18 protein-coding genes are annotated in these 19,631 nt (G+C 59.1%); 10 read left to right on the top strand and 8 right to left on the bottom strand.

From position 1 onward, the window contains the following. The 3 genes from K6117_RS10355 to K6117_RS10350 all read right to left on the bottom strand — a co-directional run. On the bottom strand, positions 1-238 hold a 238-nt coding region (locus K6117_RS10355; RefSeq protein ID WP_221794655.1), incomplete at its 3' end, for a DUF5681 domain-containing protein. After that, a complete protein-coding gene (locus K6117_RS14480; RefSeq protein WP_246605024.1) occupies positions 235-669 on the bottom strand; it encodes a DNA-methyltransferase in 435 nt (144 codons plus the stop codon). The genes K6117_RS10355 and K6117_RS14480, both read right to left, overlap by 4 nt. A 15-nt stretch (positions 670-684) precedes the next feature. After that, positions 685-1,650, bottom strand: a complete 966-nt coding sequence (locus tag K6117_RS10350) for a ParB/Srx family N-terminal domain-containing protein (protein WP_246605023.1) — start codon at positions 1,648-1,650, stop codon at positions 685-687. A gap of 689 nt (positions 1,651-2,339) precedes the next feature. On the opposite strand from K6117_RS10350, the gene K6117_RS10345 reads away from it, so the two are divergent. Together K6117_RS10345 and K6117_RS10340 are read left to right on the top strand one after the other, a co-directional pair. Then, complete coding sequence (locus tag K6117_RS10345) at positions 2,340-2,765, top strand: Hpt domain-containing protein (RefSeq protein ID WP_221794653.1); 426 nt, start codon at positions 2,340-2,342, stop codon at positions 2,763-2,765. Between the two features lie 143 nt (positions 2,766-2,908). Further along, entirely contained in the window at positions 2,909-5,149 is a 2,241-nt protein-coding gene (locus tag K6117_RS10340; RefSeq protein WP_221794651.1) for an ATP-binding protein, read from the top strand. Between the two features lie 448 nt (positions 5,150-5,597). Here the strand turns inward: K6117_RS10340 and K6117_RS10335 are convergent, their stop codons facing one another. Next, positions 5,598-6,254, bottom strand: coding sequence for a GntR family transcriptional regulator (locus K6117_RS10335; RefSeq protein WP_221794649.1), 657 nt, complete (start codon positions 6,252-6,254; stop codon positions 5,598-5,600). A gap of 108 nt (positions 6,255-6,362) precedes the next feature. On the opposite strand from K6117_RS10335, the gene bioB reads away from it, so the two are divergent. The 8 genes from bioB (at position 6,363) to bcsS (ending at position 15,067) form a co-directional block, all read left to right on the top strand. Then, positions 6,363-7,394, top strand: a complete 1,032-nt coding sequence (bioB, locus tag K6117_RS10330) for a biotin synthase BioB (protein WP_221794647.1) — start codon at positions 6,363-6,365, stop codon at positions 7,392-7,394. 21 nt (positions 7,395-7,415) lie between these two features. After that, positions 7,416-8,579, top strand: coding sequence for an aminotransferase class I/II-fold pyridoxal phosphate-dependent enzyme (locus tag K6117_RS10325; RefSeq protein WP_221794645.1), 1,164 nt, complete (start codon positions 7,416-7,418; stop codon positions 8,577-8,579). Continuing rightward, positions 8,576-9,211: an alpha/beta fold hydrolase gene (locus K6117_RS10320; RefSeq protein WP_221794643.1), complete on the top strand. Its 636-nt coding sequence runs from the start codon at positions 8,576-8,578 to the stop codon at positions 9,209-9,211. Before K6117_RS10325 ends, K6117_RS10320 begins: the two co-directional genes overlap by 4 nt. After that, entirely contained in the window at positions 9,208-9,987 is a 780-nt protein-coding gene (locus tag K6117_RS10315) for a methyltransferase (RefSeq protein ID WP_221794641.1), read from the top strand. Before K6117_RS10320 ends, K6117_RS10315 begins: the two co-directional genes overlap by 4 nt. Next, entirely contained in the window at positions 9,987-10,628 is a 642-nt protein-coding gene (gene bioD / locus K6117_RS10310) for a dethiobiotin synthase (protein ID WP_221794639.1), read from the top strand. The genes K6117_RS10315 and bioD overlap by 1 nt, the downstream gene beginning before the upstream one ends. Continuing rightward, a complete protein-coding gene (locus K6117_RS10305) occupies positions 10,625-11,890 on the top strand; it encodes an adenosylmethionine--8-amino-7-oxononanoate transaminase (protein ID WP_221794637.1) in 1,266 nt (421 codons plus the stop codon). Before bioD ends, K6117_RS10305 begins: the two co-directional genes overlap by 4 nt. A gap of 244 nt (positions 11,891-12,134) precedes the next feature. Further along, positions 12,135-14,375: a glycosyltransferase gene (locus K6117_RS10300; protein ID WP_221794635.1), complete on the top strand. Its 2,241-nt coding sequence runs from the start codon at positions 12,135-12,137 to the stop codon at positions 14,373-14,375. Further along, the gene (gene bcsS / locus K6117_RS10295; RefSeq protein ID WP_221794633.1) at positions 14,372-15,067 is read left to right on the top strand and encodes a cellulose biosynthesis protein BcsS; all 696 of its coding nucleotides are present in this window, start codon (positions 14,372-14,374) and stop codon (positions 15,065-15,067) included. Before K6117_RS10300 ends, bcsS begins: the two co-directional genes overlap by 4 nt. A 57-nt stretch (positions 15,068-15,124) precedes the next feature. On the opposite strand, the gene K6117_RS10290 is transcribed toward bcsS, so the two are convergent. Genes K6117_RS10290 through nirD form a run of 4 tightly spaced genes read right to left on the bottom strand, consistent with a single transcriptional unit; the run spans position 15,125 to position 19,629 of the window. Beyond that, a complete protein-coding gene (locus K6117_RS10290) occupies positions 15,125-15,916 on the bottom strand; it encodes an enoyl-CoA hydratase/isomerase family protein (protein WP_221794632.1) in 792 nt (263 codons plus the stop codon). Between the two features lie 11 nt (positions 15,917-15,927). Then, positions 15,928-16,731 carry a uroporphyrinogen-III C-methyltransferase gene (gene cobA, locus K6117_RS10285; protein ID WP_221794630.1) on the bottom strand — a complete coding sequence of 268 codons (804 nt, stop codon included), beginning with the start codon at positions 16,729-16,731 and terminating at the stop codon, positions 15,928-15,930. Next, positions 16,724-19,294, bottom strand: a complete 2,571-nt coding sequence (locus K6117_RS10280) for a molybdopterin-dependent oxidoreductase (RefSeq protein ID WP_221794628.1) — start codon at positions 19,292-19,294, stop codon at positions 16,724-16,726. Before K6117_RS10280 ends, cobA begins: the two co-directional genes overlap by 8 nt. Then, entirely contained in the window at positions 19,291-19,629 is a 339-nt protein-coding gene (gene nirD / locus K6117_RS10275; RefSeq protein WP_221794626.1) for a nitrite reductase small subunit NirD, read from the bottom strand. Before nirD ends, K6117_RS10280 begins: the two co-directional genes overlap by 4 nt. Between the last annotated feature and the right edge of the window lie 2 nt (positions 19,630-19,631).

Here is a 19,631-nt window from a genome sequence, read left to right as displayed (position 1 = left end):
CCTCCCTTTTGCTGAGCCGCTGTGCGGTGCCGTTCTCCGTGATCTGGATCTCGGCATCCAGTTCGGCTTCGATCAGCTTGATCAGACTGCGCTCCTTGCGGGGGCGCCCCTTGGGGTTTCCCGATACGCCGGGGACGAAGCGGGTGTGGAGGGGAGGATTGCCGGGTCCAACTGGACCCGGCGTGTCAGTGCGTGCGCGTTTGCCATTGCCGCGCGGCGTTTTCGGAGAGGAGGTCATTCTTCGTCCTCCCCTTGGTCTGCATCGATGCCGCGCGCAATGCGGACATCATCGAAGCTATCGCCAGTGGCGACCAGCACAGCCTCCTGCCCCGTCATCTCCTGCCAGCGCCGGATGGTCACGTCGCAATAGCGTGGTTCCAGTTCGATCAGCCGGGCGCGACGATGCGTGCGTTCGGCTGCGAGCAGGGTAGTGCCGGATCCGCCAAACGCATCGAGGACGATGCCTCCGTTGTGCGAACAGTCCCGAATGGCATCGGCGACGAGGTCGATCGGCTTGACCGTGGCGTGGGCGGCCAGTTCCTTGTCGCGGTCCTTATGGAAGCTGTTGTTGCCGCGATAGGTCCAGACATTGGTCCGGTAGCGGCCATTCTCGCCGAGACCGAAATTGTTGATGTGCTTTGCCGTTCCGGTTTTCCAGGCAAAGATCAACTCATGCTGGGAACGCTAGAAGGTTCCCATACCGCCCGACCCCTTGTTCCAGACGATGAGGTTTTTGAGTTCGCGATAGGCGCGCGCGCCGGCCTCCTGCATTTCCACGCTATGCCGCCAGTCCATGCACTGAAAATGAATGGCGCCATCCATACTACAGGCTACCATGTTCATGAAGATCGTCGTCAGGAAGCTGGTGAATTGTCCTTTCACCATTTCACCTGCGGCCATGGCAAAGTCTTTATGCTTTGCACGACCTTTGCCGGAAATCATGCGCATCGGCGTGTTGAACGGCGGATCGCAAAACGCCATCTGGGCGAGTTCATTGCCCATCAGCTGCTGATAGCTGGCCTTTTCCTGTGCGTCGCCGCAGAAAAGGCGATGACCCCCCAATGCCCAGAGGTCGCCAAGGCGCGTGACCGGCACTTCCTCCACAACGACTTCAGGCTCGACGGGACTTTCCTGTTCTGCCGGTTCGGCCACGATCTGGTCTATATCGCAGGTAGTGAAGCCGGTAAGCTCAATATTGAGGTCCAGGTTGAATTCGAGCAATTCGCCAAATTCGAGCTTGAGTTCATCCAGGTCCCATTCGCTCATGGCCCCGAGCTGATTTTCAGCGATGGCATAAAGGCGACGCTGCTCATCGCTCAGATGTGAGGCGTCGATGACGGGGATCTCTACCATGCCAAGTTCGCATGCCGCGATCCAGCGTCCGTAGCCGCAAATGATCTTCTTGTTCGCGTCCACCAAGACGGGGTCTATGAACCCGAAACGCCTGACAGACGCTATGATCTGGGCAATCTGGCGAGGACTGTGCTTGCGCAGCTTGCGTGCGGGGGGAGTGAGGCTCTCGGGGTCGACATATTCGATGACGAGCTTCAGCTTCTCGTGAAACCGGTTGCACGAGGAGGCTGGTGCGGGGGACGGTATATCGATCTTCGAGGTGGGACGTTTGCGGGTCCTAACGGCTTTGTCAGTCATGGTATTTTTCCAGGCCCGGCAGCTATCGACGATCGGACCAGATCCCTGAGGAACCGGTCGACTGTCTAAGCTGCCTCGCTGATCGGAAATGACCACGACGCTGCCGCATGAAGGCCCCGCAAGAGAGAGGCCAGACCGCGCCGGGGCGGGCGGTTGCGAGAGGTCTTCATAGTATAGGGTTGCACGTTTGGCAAGATGAAAAATTATGTCAAGATATTGAAAAATTTGACGAAAGATGTGCGGCAAGGTGTCTCTATCATAACTGCTTTTTCGCACTGAAGCCCTGTTTTTCGCATATAAAGATAGCGATCTTTGGACCTAAGCCTCTGCAGAACCTCGCCAATTCAGAGCCTGTCACCATAGCCATGCGATGAATACACCCTGCTTTCCCGGGAATATCAGGGAGACTGGTTCGCTCCAGACTGCCCCGCGCACCATTTTAGATCACTTTAGACATCATCTCACTAACACCATAACCAGCCTGTATGCGGTTATGTGTGCGCTACGCTTCAATGCACTTGCCCCCTCCAGTCGCGCCGAAACCCGCAAGGGGCGCATATCCTCATTTGCCGGGGTGAGCCATTCCCCCCTCAGGCGATGCCATTTTGAGGGAGATAAAGTTTCCTCAAATCGATGTAGTTCAATATGGTGCATTAGCTGATGGGCTGACGACCAAAGGATAACCTCGAATGTTGCGTTCCAATTTGGCCACCAAGAGGCGCGATGAGAGCGTAGCAACCGTGTCCGATGATCATTTCGCCGACCCGGTAGCGACACATCCAATCCCGCTGCTTGACCTGAACAAGGTCGCAGAAATGGAAACGCTGATCGGCCAACAAGCCGTCGCGAATATGTTCAACATGATCAGCACTGAGATTGTCGGCAATGTCCCCACCATGATTGACGACCTTGTCTCCGGCAAGCTTGCGCAAGCCCGACAGTCTGCGCATCGCCTGCGGGGCGCGTCGAGCATTTTGGGCGTGCCACGCTTAGCGGATGGGCTGTGGCAGTTCGAAAAAACAGCGGATGCAGGTGTGGATATTCACCATGCCATCAATCACCTGCGACAAGTGGCAACGGATACGCTGCGCGCTATCGCCGGTCGCAATGCATAGCCAGCCCGGCCAGCCAGAGGGTTTATCCTCTCCACGCAAAGGCGTGCAGCAGCAGATTCCAGTACAAGGTTTCACCTTGAACGCCATCCCTTGGCGTGACGCGTAAACCGGGACCAGAAGAGCCAATGCCAGATCGGATGGTCATGAACAAACAATCCATCATCCAGCGTTTCCGGAACAATCGCCTCAGCCTGAAACTGGGGGTGAGCGTTGCGGTCCTGGGCGTGATTGGTTTGCTCGCGATTCTGCTTTTGGGCACGCTCATCGTGAGTCGGCAATTTGGCGCATTGGAACAGCGCGAGATTGCGACAGGCCTATCCCGCACCGAGGCGGTACTGCACAATATCGAACAATCCATGATCGGCAGCGTCCTCGATTGGGGTTTTTGGGACGATAGCGCTGTCTATCTGCGCGACCAAAACCGCCAATTTGAAAACAACTATCTCACCGCCATGTCGATGAAGAATCTCGACGCCAACTCCATCACCTATATACGCTTTGATCGCCGATTTGTGCGGGGCAATTATTTCGACCTCACCGCGTTAAAAGAAGATCCCGCGCAGGCCCGTGCATGGATGGCCTATACAACCTCCGCAGTTGTCATGCAGCGCATCTTGAAAGATGGGCAGTTCAGCAGCTTTGCCCGTATTGGCGATAGGCTGCTGGCGATTGGCGCGACCGCCATTTTCAATACCGATGGCTCTGGCACGCCGGAAGGGTTTGTGATTATCGGGCGTGAAATCACCCCCGCCCTGATCTCGGACCTCTTGCAGGTTAATGCCAGCTACAGTTTCAACATCGGCAATGATAATCTTTATAACATCAAGAAAGATAATAATTTTTCAAATATTAAAGTGCCTGTCCATGGGGTGGATGGCCGCAATGTGGCGTATCTCATCTATCGACAAAACCGCGACATCGCGGCGGCGGGACACAGCCTGCAACGCTCAATGGCATATGGGGTGGCCTTATTGATCGTCGCCATGATCGCCATCTTATATAGTCTGGTACGATGGGGCGCGACCAACCGCCTGTCCAGACTGGAACGCCATCTCGACATTGTATCGAAATCTGGTGCGCTGACGCCGATTGAGTTTGATGGCATCGATGATGAAATCGGGCATTTGCAGATCAGCTTCAACCAGATGATCCACGCCCTTGAAACATTGCACACCGTCAAGGCCGCAAAGGCCAAGGCGTTAGACGAACTTGCGATGTCACGAGAAGCAGAACAGGCGAAGTCTCGCTTCATCGCTATGATCAGCCATGAATTACGCACGCCTTTGACCGGCGTGATTGGTATGATTCAACTGCTGAAGACTATCAAATCCGAAGATCAGCGCAGCGATTTTTTACATCGGCTTGAAGGGTCGGCCAATCTGTTGCGCCGGCTCATCAATGACGTGCTGGATTTCTCGAAACTCGATAGCGAAGTGCCGATATTCGATGCGAATCCGCTCGACCTGCATCTGCTCGCCCAATCCGTTGTGGAATTATATGACGCGGCGGCAAGCAGAAAGGTCGTGCGGCTCGATTGGCAGGTGCAAGGGGAAAGGCCGGTGGTATTGGCTGATCAGCTCCGTTTGCAGCAAATCCTTGGCAATCTTGTGAATAACGCAATCAAATTCACTTCGGAAGGTGAAGTCCAGATCAGGATCAAATCGCTGCACCCGACCGCAGATGGTTTCCGCTGGCGTTTCGAGGTGCGCGACAATGGCATCGGCGTACCGCCGGAAATGATGGAGCGACTGTTCCACCCCTTTGTGCAAGGCGATCCATCTACCACGCGGAAATATGGCGGCACCGGCTTGGGTCTCAGCATCTGCAAGCATCTGGTGGATGCGATGTCCGGCGAAATAGATGTGATCAGCGATGGCAAGCAAGGTGCCACATTCTGGTTTGAAGTGGACCTGCCAGAGGGTTGCATGCCTGCCAGCCACGCGGTGCCGCAACCCGCTTCGACAAGGGATGCGGCAATGACCATGCCCCGGCTGAACATCCTGTTGGCCGAAGACAGTCCCATCGTCCAAATGGTCACGTCAGAAACATTAAAAGCCTTTGGGCATGATGTGACCGTGGTTGAAAATGGTCGACTGGCGGTCGAAGCTGCCGCCAATGGTGGTTTTGACGTGATCATCATGGACATGCAAATGCCGGAAATGGGTGGGGCGGAAGCCTCGCGAAAAATTCGCGCGCTTGATGATCCTTATCGGACGGTGCCGATAATGGCCCTGACGGCGGATGCAGATGTGTCGCGGCGTCATATTTATGCGGATTGTGGATTTAACGGCTTTATGACCAAGCCGTTTGACAGCGGGCCATTGTTGGAATTGCTCCACGAACTGACGCGCGATCGACCTTCGGCGGCCATGTCCATGCATTAAAGCAATCATGCGTAAAAGTGGGGGAGCCAGCCTCCCGAAAAAATGAAGTGATAACAGTCAACTATATCCAAGATCTCGTTATTTTTTATCCCGGTCTTCGGATGTATCGTCAATCCACTCATCAATCGCATGGAACAATTCGCGACGATGTGAACGCCCCCGGATAAATCGTAGGCTGACAATATGCATCACCGTCCCGCACCAACTCCGTGTGGCAGGCCCACAATTCAGACATGACATGGTCGCCCCGATAGCCCGCCGTAACAGGCTTTGCGCCCCATCATCCGGGGGCTTCGGGTCCAGCCTGACCATAACTCCCTCGCTTTCCTCGCCATTTTCAAAGGGCGCAGCGACATTCCCTACAAACACCGGGAAACAGCGATTTTTATAGCAGAGTTTGATCCAAAATACAAAGATTGGCGCGCCACTTTAAAGCGCAACGATCACATCAGGCGCGATGCCATCTGACCCGATCCGCCGTCCCCAAATGCCCGGTCAGCAACGTCGCCGCGAGCTCGTAATTGGCGGCGGCATAAGCCTCGAAAATTTGCCAATGGTCGAGATTGAGTCGTCTGCGCCACGGTGTCTCGCGGGCATTGGCAATGGCATAGCGCGAATAAGCAAGGTTGAGTTCCGCAATGAGCGCATTCAGGCGCGGCATCCCGCAGGGTGCCGCCAGCCCATTGTGAAAGTCGCGATTGGCGGCCTCGGCGGCCATGATATCCTCCGCCCGGTCGCCATCTTCCAACGCCGCGCGGATCTTCTGCAACTGCGCGCGCGACACCCGGCCCGTAATATGGCGCAGCGCCATCCCCTCCAGCGCCACCCGCATCGCGATGATCTCGCGTTCGCTCCGCGCATCGAGCGGCGTCACCCGAACGCCCCGACGCGGCTGGCTCTCGACCAGATTTTGCAACTCCAGCCGCCGGAACGCCTCGCGCACCGTGACATGGCTGACGCCCAGTTCAAAGGCGAACTCTTCCTGCCGCAACCGACTGCCCGGCGCCAGACGCCCGTCCAATATCCGTTGCGCCAATTCCTCGGCGATGCGCTCCACCACGGTCAGATTATGATCGGCGGTATCATGTGCAGAAATCAGGTTCATATTATCGATAATCTATGAAGATTGCGCGTGACATTGTGTCTCCACCCTTCTTACACAGTGATAAACCAGCGGCAACGCCGTATATTATCGATAATTTGGAGCTTTGTCATGACCGACACCGCCATTGCCACTGCCGAGACAAACGCATCCGGCACCATCCGGCACGACTGGACGCATCAAGAAGTCACTGAATTATTTGAGTTACCGTTTGACGAGCTGGTCTTCCGCGCCGCCACTGTCCATCGCCAGCATCATCGCGCGGGCGAAGTGCAACTGAGTCGCCTGTTGTCGATCAAGACCGGCGGCTGCGCCGAAGATTGCGGTTACTGCTCACAATCGTCGAACAATCCGACCGGTCTCAAGGCTGAAAAATTGATGGCTGTCGAACAGGTGCTGGCTGAAGCCGCCGCCGCCAAGGCTGCTGGTTCCCAGCGCTTCTGCATGGGCGCGGCATGGCGCAACCCCAAGGACCGCGACATGGACTCGATTGTCGCAATGGTCGAAGGGGTCAAGGCGATGGGGCTGGAAAGCTGCATGACCTTGGGCATGTTGAGTGGCGAGCAGGCGGATCAACTCGCGGCGGCGGGCCTCGATTATTACAATCACAATATCGATACCTCGCCCGAATATTATGACAAGGTCATCACCACCCGCAGCTATCAGGACCGGCTCGATACGCTGGATCAGGTGCGCCGCGCCGGGATTTCGGTGTGCTGTGGCGGGATCGTCGGCATGGGTGAACAAACGACCGATCGCGCTGGGCTTGTCCTCGCGCTCGCGACGATGAATCCGCATCCTGAAAGCGTGCCGGTCAACGAACTGGTGCCGGTGCGCGGCACACCCTTGGGCGATATGCTGATGGACATTCCCGATCTGATGATCGACCCGATTGAATTTGTCCGGACCATCGCCGTTGCCCGCATCACCATGCCGCAATCGATGGTGCGCCTATCGGCGGGACGCGAGGCGATGAGCGATTCCACCCAGGCTCTGTGCTTCCTCGCCGGGGCGAACTCGATTTTCACCGGAGACATGCTGCTGACCACCGCCAATCCGGGCGACAATAAGGACGCGGCACTGTTTGCTAAGCTCGGTCTGCGCCCATTGACCGGGCCGGAACCGATGCGAAGCCAGCGGTAACCATCCGCCCGACATGTTCCGATGAGCACGCTCGATCAGCGCTTTGCCGACGCATTGCAGGCCGTGACGGCACGCGGCCAGCGCCGCCGCCTGATCCCGGCCCAGATGCGACCCGGTGGCCGCATCCTGCGCGATGGCCAAATGCTGATCGACTTTTCGAGCAATGATTATCTCGGCCTGTCACAGCATCCGGCGCTGATCGAACGCGCCTGTGCATGGACGTACGAGATGGGAACTGGATCGGGCGCATCGCGGCTCGTCACCGGCACCAGCGATGCGCATCTGAGTGTGGAACGCAAGATCGCCGCATTCAAGGGGACCGAGGCCGCGTTGCTGTTCGCCACCGGCTGGCAGGCCAATGCCGCGATCCTGCCGGCCCTGTTTGCCGCCGCGCCGGGGGCAGCGGTATTCAGCGATCGTCTGGTTCATGCCAGCATGCATCAAGGCTGCGCCGCCGCAGGGGTGCGCCAGATCCGCTTTCGCCACAATGATTTCGACCATCTCGAAGAATTGCTCATGACGCGCGGCGCGGCAGCCCCCGCCCGCTTCATCCTGACGGAGAGCATCTTCAGCATGGATGGCGATAGTATCGACATCCACCGCCTGACCGCCCTCGCCCGCCAATATGATGCGTTTCTCATTGTCGATGAGGCCCATGCGACCGGCGTATCCGGTCCCTTTGGCGCAGGACTTTCCGCCCACACACCGGGCGGCGTCGATCTGGTGATGGGGACATTCAGCAAGGCCATGGGCAGCGCCGGGGCTTATGTCGCCGGGTCGCAATTACTGTGCGATTATCTGGTGAACCATTGCGGCGGCTTCATCTTCTCCACCGCGCCGCCACCGGGCAATTTGGGGGCGATTGATGCCGCGCTCGATCTCGTGCCGCAAATGGAAGAGGAGCGCGAACATCTCGCCCGCATCAGCGAGCGATTACGCGAGGGCTTGCACAATTTGGGCATGGAGACCGGCCCGTCCGACAGCCATATCGTCCCCGCAATGATCGGCGATGCTACAGCGACCGTGGAATTGAGTGCGCGACTGGCAAAAGCCGGGATCATGGCCGCCGCCATTCGCCCGCCGACCGTACCAAGCGGGACGAGCCGGTTGCGACTGGTGCTGCGCGCGCCCCATCAGATTGCGGACATCGACCAATTGCTCAACAGCATTGAGGATTGTCGGTGAGGCTGTTGTTCCTCCATGGCTGGGGTTTTGATGCCCATTTCTGGGATGGGGTGGCCGCCGCTTTACCGAAATTCCCGGCCATGCGCATGGATCGCGGCTATTTTCACGCGCCGTCTGCACCGATAATGGACGGGCCGTTCGTGGCGGTCACCCATTCGCTTGGCGCGATGCACCTGCTGCGCGATCCGCCCGCCCATTGCCTGGCCTTGGTCGCGATCAACGGCTTTGACTGTTTCACCGCGCAAGACCATTTCCCCGGCGTCGCGTCGCGCATCGTCACCCGGATGTTGACGCAATTGGACCGCGCCCCCCGGCAAGTACTCGCCGATTTTCGCCAACGTTGCGGGACCGATGCGCCCTTCCCCGATCCCGACCCGGCGATGTTGCGCGATGATCTGACGCTGCTACGCGATGGCGACTGCCGGACGGACAGCAGCCAATGGGATTTGCCCTTATTGGCCCTGCACGGCGCGCAAGACCCCCTACTCCCTGCCGAGATGCGCCAGCAGCTATTTGCCCACACGCCGCAACTGGAACAGATCACATTTGCAGATGGTGGGCATCTCCTCCCCCTCACCCATGCCGCCGATTGCGCGGCGCAGATCGCCACATGGCTGGAACGCATCGCATGAACGCCCCGCGCCATGATCGCATCGCACGCGCCTTTTCCAACGCGCAGGATTACGACCGCCATGCCAAGGTGCAGCAGATCGTCGCCCATGCGCTCACCGACCGTATTGCGACGCTCGATCTGCCGCCCTCGCCCCGGATTTTGGAAATCGGCTGCGGCACCGGCTTTTTGACCCAAGGCCTGATCGATCATGGCCTCCACGGGCAATATCTCGTCACCGACCTTTCACCCGCGATGGTCGCGCGGTGCCAGCAACGCATCGGCACCCACCCCGCCATCGCATTTGCCACGCTCGACGGCGAATATGGCACGCCGGATGGGGAAGAAGGCTTCAACCTCATCTGTTCCAGCCTCGCATTCCAATGGTTCGATGACATCGAAACCGGGGTCGCGCGGCTGATTAAGCGCCTGAAACCGGGCGGGCATTGCATCTTCACGACCTTGGGTGCCGACAGTTTCCATGAATGGCGGCATGCCCATCTGGCAGAAGGCCTGACGCCCGGCACCCCGGCCTTCCCCAGCCTTGCCCAATACCACGCGATCAAGCCCGCTGGCGTGCAAGCCACCTGCACCGTCGCCACTCATATCGACCGTTATGACAATGCCCGCGACTTTCTCCACGGGGTCAAGCAGATCGGCGCAGGCACCGCCGATCCATGCCACCGCCCCTTGCCCCCGGCGGCGCTGCGCCGCGTGATGCGCCGATTTGAAATGGCGGGCGGATGTGCCACCTATCAGATCGTCACCTGTCATTATCAGCGAGAGGCCATCGGCTGATGTCAGCATCCCCCATCTTCATCGTCACCGGCACCGATACCGATATTGGCAAAACCATCTTCGCCAGCGCCTTGGTCGGCGCATTGAACGCGCATTATTGGAAACCGGTGCAGTCGGGCATAGATGCGGCAACCGAGAGCGACAGCGCGACCGTCGCCCGATTGTCGGGCGTGAAAGCATCCCAGATCCTGCCCGAGGCCTATCGCCTGACCACGCCCTGTTCACCGCATCTTTCCGCCGAAATTGACGGGGTGATGATCGACACAGCCCGACTAACCCCGCCGATGGTCCATGGCCCGTTGATCATCGAAGCGGCGGGCGGGGTGATGGTCCCGCTGACCCGTGACACCTTATATGCCGATCAGTTCGTGACATGGGGCTTGCCGGCCATTCTTGTGGCACGGACCAGCCTTGGCACGATCAACCATAGCCTGTTGTCGATCGAAGCCCTGAAACGGCGCGGCATTAATATTCACGGCATCGCCTTTGTCGGCGATGCCAATGAGGACAATGAGGCGCTGATTACGAACTTTACCGGGGTGAAGCGACTGGGCCGCCTGCCGCTGATCGCACCACTCAATCACGCGACTTTGGCCAGCGCCTTTCAGGCCCATTTCCGCCTTGAGGACTTCACCGCATGACATCTTCATTGTGGCACCCGTTCACCCAACATGGCCTGTGCGAACCAACGCCGCTGGTGACGCATGGCAGCGGGGCGATCTTGTGGACCGAGGATGGTCAGCGCATCATCGACGGTATTTCGAGCTGGTGGGTCACGACCCATGGCCATTGCCACCCCCGGATCATGGCGGCGATTGCCGCGCAGGCGCAACAACTCGATCAGGTGATTTTCGCGGGCTGGACCCATGAACCGGCCGAAACCTTGGCCCAAGGGCTGACCGCGATCATGCCGCCCTCACTGCCTTATGTGTTTCTGTCCGATTCCGGGTCGACCAGTGTCGAGGTCGCGATCAAAATGGCCTTGGGCTATTGGCTGCACCGGGGCCAGACGCGTCACCGCATCATGGTGATGGAACATAGCTATCATGGCGACACCATCGGCGCGATGTCGGTCGGCGCGCGAAGCGTCTATAACCGTGCCTATACGCCATTATTGTTCGATGTCGGGACGTTGCCCTTTCCCATCGCCGGACAGGAACAGGCGACTTTGGATGCGCTGGAGGCGGCTTGCCGGTCGCACGAACTGGCGGCGCTGATTATCGAGCCGTTGATCCTTGGCGCGGGCGGGATGCTGATCTACCCTGCTTGGGTGCTGGCTGAAATGCGGGCGATTTGTGCGCGTTTCGGCGTGTTGTTCATCGCCGATGAGGTGATGACCGGATGGGGCCGGACCGGGACGTTAACCGCCTGCGAACAGGCTGAGATCGTGCCGGACCTGATGTGCCTGTCCAAAGGCTTGACCGGCGGCGCACTGCCACTTGCCGCGACGATGGCGAGCGCCGCCATTTATGACGCGCATTACAGCACCGACCGGGCGCAGCAATTCTTCCATTCCTCCAGCTATACCGCCAACCCGATTGCCTGCGCCGCCGCCAATGCCAATCTTGCGATCTGGCGGGATGAACCGGTGCTGGAGCGAATCGCGACATTGGCCGCGCACCAACAGACGGGTTTAGACAGCTTGGCAACCGTGCCGGGGATCGAAAACCCGCGCCAATTAGGCACGATCATCGCCATGGAGATGGCGACACCTCAGGGCCAAGATCAGGGCTATTTATCCCATCTCGCGCCCCGGCTGCTGGCGCATTTCCGGGAACAAGGCCTGTTACTGCGGCCAATGGGCAATACAGTCTATGTCATGCCGCCTTATAGCATTGAGGCCGCAGACCTTGACCGACTGCATCACGCAATTGCCGAGGCCGTGATCAGCCTCGCCATTTGAGAAGGCAAGCGCATGACAGCGGGAAACATCCTTGATGAATGATGCAAAATGGTTGCAGCCATTCAAATCGATTTAATAATTTAGCACCAGAAAATTGAGTTATTATCATTATAAATCAATATTATAAATTGTATAAATAGCCCCAAATCCGTCCAAAATATCGCACTTAATTAATATCAATAATTAATTATTAACCAGCATATGCGAACTCAAGCGGACTACAAGGACCAAAGGGGACCAGTCCGTGTTTCATGATGTTGATAGCGTCGCGCAATATAGCGCAGATGCGCGAACGCCGGTTGAATCGACGCAATTTCGCCACCACCACAATGTTGGGCCGGTCGCCGCCATTGCGTTTATCGCATATCTCGCGATCACTATCGGCTATTTTGCTTATCGCCTGCCGTTGTGGAACCCGGCCGCGCCAATCATTTCGACCTTGATGCTCGTAGCGGAATTATTCGGGGTGATGACATTGCTGCTGCATGTGTTCTCCACCTGGACCTTGGTCGAGCGTCGCGCCCCGACCCCGCCTGCGGGCTATGAAGCGGACATATTGATCACGACCTGGAATGAATCCGTCGATATTCTGCGCAATACCTTGCTGGCTGCCAAGCAGGTCCGCCTTGTCAAGGACATCTGGCTGCTGGATGACGGGTGCAGGCCGGAGATGGAAGCGCTCGCCCGTGAATTGGGCACGCGCTATATCGCGCGATCCGACCGGTCCCATGCCAAGGCGGGCAATCTCAACAACGCACTCCAATATACTGAGGCCGAATTCGTCGCGATCCTCGATTGCGACCATGCGCCATCGCCGGAATTTCTGGAGCGCACCCTAGGCTATTTCGTCGACCCTAAGGTCGGCTTCGTCCAGACCCCGCAGGATTTCTATAATACCGGGTCGTTCCAGCATCGCGGCTCCGCGCGCACCAAGGAAGCATGGCACGAACAGACCCTGTTCTACCGCGTCATCCAGCCGGGCAAGGACCGCTGGAACGCAGGCTTTTTCTGCGGCAGCTGTGCCGTGATGCGCAAGGCCACGCTGGAAGATATCGGCGGTGTCGCCACTGGCACGATCACCGAGGACATGCACACCTCTTTGCGCATTCACAAGCGCGGCTGGAGCTCGGTCTATCATAGCGAAGCGCTGGCATTCGGCCTGTCGCCTGCGACCCTCGATCAATATGATACCCAGCGGCTGCGTTGGGGCCGGGGCGCGATGCAGGTCTGGCTGAAGGAAGGCATTCTCTTTCGCGGCAACCTGACCCTCGCGCAACGCCTCGCCTATTTCATGTCGACCATCACCTATTTCGAAGGCTGGCAAAAGGCGATCGTCTATTTCCTGCCAATGGCCGTGATCCTGACCGGATCAATGCCCATCATCTGGGCGGGCTGGCCGTTCATCGGCATCTTCCTTGCTTGGTTCACGGCAGGCGTCATCGTCAATGAACTGTTCAGCCGCGGCTATGCCAAGACGATCTGGACCGAAGAATATAATTTCTTCCGCTTCTTCACCTTCATGAAAGCGACGCTTGCGCTGGTGATCCCGATAAAATGGCGCTTTTCCGTCACGCCCAAGGGGTTGGATATGCAGGGAAGCCTCTGGCTGCGTCTATGGCCACAATTCGTGATGGCCATTGGGGTGATCGGTTCAATCACTGCCGGGACACTGATCTATCTAACCCAGCATCATCTGCCGGAAGGCGCGTTCATCTCGAACCTCGTCTGGCTGACGGTCAATGGCGCGATTGCAGTCAAGGCCCTGTCCTTTGCCAGCGGTCGTCGCCATCAAAAGCGGACCGAACACCGCTTCCCGCTGCCGATGATAGCGCAGGTACGTGTCGGCGACAGCGACGATGTGCCGTCTTCCATGGCGATTGCTTATGATGTGTCATCACGCGGCATGAGCCTGAGGACCGCCCGCCATGCCGCATTGGGACCGATCCTTCATGGGCAATTGTCCCTGCCGAGCGGCCCGGTCCCGTTCCGTGGACGTGTCCAGCGGACGGACATCTCTGGCGATGGGAAAGAAGTCGTGCTGGGATTGAGCTTCGAATGGCTGAAAGACAGCGATGCGGACCCACTCAATAGCTGCCTGTACGGCAACACCCTGCAATGGGACGTCAATAGCTGGTCCGAGGTTAAGCGTTTCCGCTTGTCCCATCTGTGGAACCACAGCGGCGAAGCCGATGCATCAGAATGGCATGTCGGACATCTCCGCAGCGAAAATGGCCATCTGCGCTGCCTTGTCCGACAAGAAGGAGAGAATTTCCGCCTGTTGTCCTTCGAACCCTTGCCACAGGCCGCAAATTTCCGCCTGCGCGTGAATGGTCGCAGCGAAGAAGGACTGCAACTGGAAGCCTATCGCGAATATTCGGTCGGCGGCGGGCGCGTCTGCCTCGCCCTGCTGCACGAACGGCCACAAGCGATAACCAAATTTCATCGGGAGCCAAAATGGATGCGCACCGCAGGAGCATTAGCATGAAGAACATGACACTGCTGACCAGCTTCATCATAGCAATCTGCGGCACGAACAGCGCCTTCGCCGAACCATTGCGTGGCGTAGCCTATGTCGGCGGCACGATCAGCGAAAGCCAGTCCGGCTATGCGGGCGGCGTGATGTCATTGCCGGGCGCATCGCTTGGCCATGGCCTCGCCATCCGAGCGGGGACTGCCGCAGGGCGTTATAAATATGAAGCCAACGGCCAGCAGATTATCGGCAAATATGTCGGCGCGGATGCGGCCCTTGTCTATCAATTCTCCGGCGATTGGGGCTGGGCGAATGTATCGGCCGGGCCGCATTTTTCCGACACCAGCCTGTCGCCCAACGATCCCGGCAACGATCTTCGCGGATCGAACTGGGATCTCGGCCTCCAAAGTGATGGTGCGCTGGACGGCCCGAAATGGCGGCTGGGCTGGTATGGCAGCTATGGCGCGTTTGACGACACCTATCAGGCGAAATTACAGCTTGGCCATCGCATTGGCCGGGATGATCTGCGCATGGGCATCGAGGCCGGGCTGCAAGGCGATCCCAGCTATAAAAAGGGATTCGCCGGCATGTTCGCGAGCAAGGCCATCGCGCACAATGTATCCTTGCAAATAAGCGGTGGCGCATCCGAACAGGCAGGCCGTGGCCCACGTGCTTATGGATCGATCGCGCTCAGCACATTATTCTAAAATTGATCGAAAAAAGGGGCGATGATGGATTTCAGCCTCGCCCCTTTTTGCATCGCATCAACCGACGCTTTTGAAATCCGGCTTGCGCTTTTCAAGGAAGGCCGCGACGCCTTCCCGGCATTCGGCGCTGGTGCCGCGTTCGGCGATTGAGCGCAGTTCGAAATCGAGATGCGCTTCAAACCCGCCGCCGACGCTTTCCAGCAACAACGCGCGGGCCGCGCCAATCGCGCCAACCGCGCTGGCATTCAACCGTGCGGCACGTTTTTGCCCTTCGGCCACCAGTTCCGCATCATCGACCACAGCGGTGATCAGGCCATGAGCCTCGGCCTCTTCCGCCGACAGGCGACGATTGGCGATAATCATTTCCTGCGCGAGACGCATGCCGACAAGGCGCGGCAGCATCCATGAGGCACCGCCATCCGGGCTGAGACCGACGCCACCATAGGCCGTCGAGAAATTCGCCGCACGACCGGCAATCACCATGTCGCCCATCAATGCAAGGCTAAGGCCAGCACCAGCCGCAGGGCCGTTGACCAGCACCAGCAATGGCTTGCGCATCCGCATCAGCCGCGCCACCGCCATGTGCAGCGTGCCAGCCAGTTCCGCCAGATACGCGCCGATATTCTCGCCTGCCGTCGCAAAGTCGCCCAGATCGCCACCGCCGCAAAACAGCCGACCCTTCGCCGTCAGCACGACACAGCGGATCAATGGGTCGGCCTCGCATTTGAGCGCGGCCTGAAACATGGCCTTGGCCAGCGGCAGGTTGATCGCGTTCCCCGCCTCCGGGCGATTGAGCGTAATCGTCGCGATACCATCTTCGACGTTCAACAGGATCGGTTCGTCAGTCATGTATATTCTTCCTAGTCCACCCGGGACAGGTCGGATACAATGCTACGGCCTTCGCCTGCAACCCCTTGCAACAAACAGCTCGGCCATGCGCCGATAGCCGGGCCGATCAGCAAAATCGCCGGGCCATCGGTAATCACCGGGGCTGCCGCCAGTTCCAACAGGTCCAGCCGCGTGCGGACCAGGCGCTGGTTCGGCAGGCTGGCATTTTCCACGACCAGCGCAGGCGTGTCTTTCGCCAGCCCATGCGCGATCAATGCACGAGAGATCTCACCCGACACCGCCTTGCCCATATAAATCGCAAGGGTTGCTTCCGGATCGGCCAAGGCCTGCCAATCGAGTTCCAATTCTTCGCCCGCCCGCGCATGAGCAGTAAGAAACGTCAATTTGCGCGCCATGCCTCGAAGCGTCAGCGAAATCCCTGCGCTGGCGGCGGCTGCGCTCGCGGCGGTAATGCCGGGGCAAATCGACACCGGAATATCATGCGCGGCGAGTTCGGCCATTTCCTCTGCCGACCGCCCGAAGATCGACGGATCGCCGCCCTTCAACCGCACCACCCTTTGGCCCCGCAGCGCCGCTTTGACCAGCAAATCGTTGATGCTCGTCTGGTCCTTGCTATGCCGCCCCGAACGCTTGCCGACATTGATGCGGGCGACACCTGCCGGAATGAGATCGAGCACGCCCGGCCCGACCAGCGCATCGTAAAAGACAATATCGGCAGCCAAAATCAGCTTTTCCGCCTTGCGCGTCAGCAGATCGGGATCGCCCGGCCCCGCGCCGACCAGCCAGACTTCACCCGGAGCAATCAATTCAGCCATTGATCAGTTCCTTTTCCGACAACAGACGAGCAATCGCAGGGCGGCATGACCCGCAATTGGTGCCTGCATTCAGTGCCGCACCCACCGCCTCGACCGAGGTCAAGGATTGGGCACTAATCGCGTCGAGGATCGTCATCATCCCGACATCGAAGCAGACGCAAATAATCGCACCCCGATCAGGGGCAGGCGTGGCCGAACGCCCGGCCAGCAATTCAATCGACGACGCTTCGTTCATCGACAACTGCGCCACCAGCCAATCGCGCGGCGGCAGGCTCCCATCGCGGGCGATAAACAGCGCCGCCTGCAAATGGCCATCTCCAATTACCGCCGCCCGGATCGTGCCGCGCCGTGCATCGACCACTTCAGCCCGTTCGCCGGATGGCAGCAACGCGAGCGCCGCATCGGCATCGCCCATGCCCGCCAGTTCGATCAACCAGCCCGCCGGAGTCCGGACTTTGGTATGATACAGCAAATCGATCGCGTCCGGTAGCGTCTGCGTCACCAGAAAACCGCTCCAATCGGGCGCGACCGACGCGATTATCGCAGGCGTATTCTTGAACCCCGGCTGGCCCGACACGGGATCGCGGTCCTTGCCCGGCAACAGGCCCGTGCGCCCTGCAGAGGAAAACTGATCGGTCCAGTGCATCGGCACGAACAATTCGCCCCGGCGCTGGCCATCCGTCACCGATACGCGATAGATGCTCGCGCCATGGGGTGTCGCGACCTCTGCCAGCCCGCCATCTTGAATATGCAGCGCCTGCGCGTCATCCGGATGTATCTCGACCAATGGTTCGCGGCGATGCTGCGACAATTTCGGCGACAGGCCGGTGCGGGTCATCGTGTGCCATTGGTCGCGATAACGCCCGGTGTTGAGGCGAAACGGAAAGGCCGGATCGGCCTCGCGCTGCGCAGGCTTGGCAAGCACCAGATTGGCCTTGCCATTCGATGTCGTGAACGGGCGATCCGCAAAGGGCGATGCCCCGCCCCAGACAAAGGGTTCGAGCGCATCATAATCCACATCCGAAATATCGGCATAATCGCCAATATCCAGCACCCGCGCGCCCTGATTTTCAAAGCCGGTCTGCGCCGCAAACTCCCGAAAGATGCTGGCGGCATTGGGAAAATCAAACGCATCGGCCCAGCCCATGCGCTGCGCCACCTGCGCGATGATCCACCAATCGGGCCGCGCCTCGCCTGCGGGGGCGAGAAAGCCGCGCTGGCGCGAAATACGACGTTCGGAATTGGTGACGGTGCCATCCTTCTCCCCCCAGCCAAGGGCCGGGAGCTTCACATGGGCAAAGGCGGTGGTGTCCGTCTCGGCAATGCAATCCGATACGACGACCAACGGGCAATTCGCCAGCGCCGCCCGCACATCGCCCGCATCGGGCATCGAGACCGCCGGATTGGTCGCCATGATCCAGATCGCCTTGATCTTGCCAGCGGCGACCGCATCGAACATCTCGACCGCCTTCAAACCGGGACCAGAACACATATTGGGCGACTGCCAGAAACGCTGGGCGCGGTCCTGTTCGGCGGCGCTAAAACCCATATGCACCGCGAGCATGGACGCAAGCCCGCCCACTTCGCGCCCGCCCATCGCATTGGGCTGGCCGGTGATGCTGAACGGTCCCATGCCGGGCTGGCCGATCCGACCAGTGGCAAGATGGAGGTTGATAATCGCATTGCCCTTGTCCGTGCCGGAGGTGGACTGGTTCGCCCCTTGGCTGAACAGAGTCACGGTGCGCGGATGGGCGGCGAACAGGGCGAAAAACTGATCGAGCGCGGCCTGATCAACGCCGCAATCACCCGCAGTCAGTTGCGCCCAGAAATCATCCGGCGTGTTGACCTTGGTCCCCAGAAACGCCTCATCCAGCCCGCCATTCCGGTGCAAATGCAACAGCAACGCATTGAACAACGCCACATCGCCATCGGGCGCAATCGCCAGATGCAGATCGGCGCGTTCGGCGGTTTCGGTGCGGCGGGGATCGATCACGACCAATTTGGTCCCGCGCTTTTCCCGCGCCGCCTCGATCCGCTGCCAGATCACCGGATGGCACCATGCGGTGTTCGACCCGACCAAGATAATCAGGTCGGATTTTTCCAGATCGTCATAAGAACATGGCACCACATCCTCGCCAAAGGCGCGGTTATGCGCGGCGACCGCGCTCGCCATGCACAGGCGGCTGTTGGTGTCGATATTGGCCGTGCCGATAAAACCCTTCATCAGCTTGTTGGCGACGTAATAATCTTCGGTCAGCAACTGGCCCGACACATAAAAGGCCACGCTTTCCGGCCCATGTTCGGCAATGGTCGCTTGAAAGCGGCTGGCGACATGATCAAGCGCGATATTCCAATCGACCCGCACCTGATTGATTTCAGGATAGAGCAAGCGCCCTTCCAACCCGATGGTTTCGCCAAGATGCGTCCCCTTGGAACACAGCCGCCCGAAATTGGCCGGGTGATCCGGGTCGCCCTTGATCGTGACCGCACGCGGACCGGTCGGCGTGGCGCGGATGCCGCAACCGACACCGCAATAAGCGCAAGTGGTCCGCGTTTCGATCACATCACCCCCGCCAAAGCTGCAGCGCGACCGATCAGGATGCGCCCCCCGTCGATCTTGACCGGAATCACCGGCACGCAGCCCTTGTCCTCGCCCAATGCCTCGCCCGTGATGAGCGAGATGCGCCAATTATGGAGCGGACACGTCACGGTCGTGTCATGGACAATGCCCTGCGACAGTGGACCATGCTTGTGCGGGCATTTGTTGACGAGCGCATAGACGCTGCCATTGGCGGTGCGGAAAATAGCGATTTCCTCGCCTCCCTGCACCGGCAAGGTGCGCGCGCCCAAGGCGGGGAGCTGGTCCACAGGGCCAATATCGAGCCATTCGGCGATCATGA

It is taken from the genome of Alteraquisediminimonas sediminicola, from assembly GCF_019740335.1.
In the GTDB taxonomy this organism is placed as follows: Bacteria; Pseudomonadota; Alphaproteobacteria; order Sphingomonadales; family Sphingomonadaceae; genus Alteraquisediminimonas; species Alteraquisediminimonas sediminicola.
Note: the sequence above shows the minus strand (reverse complement) of the source record. Positions and strands in the feature narration are given on the sequence as shown.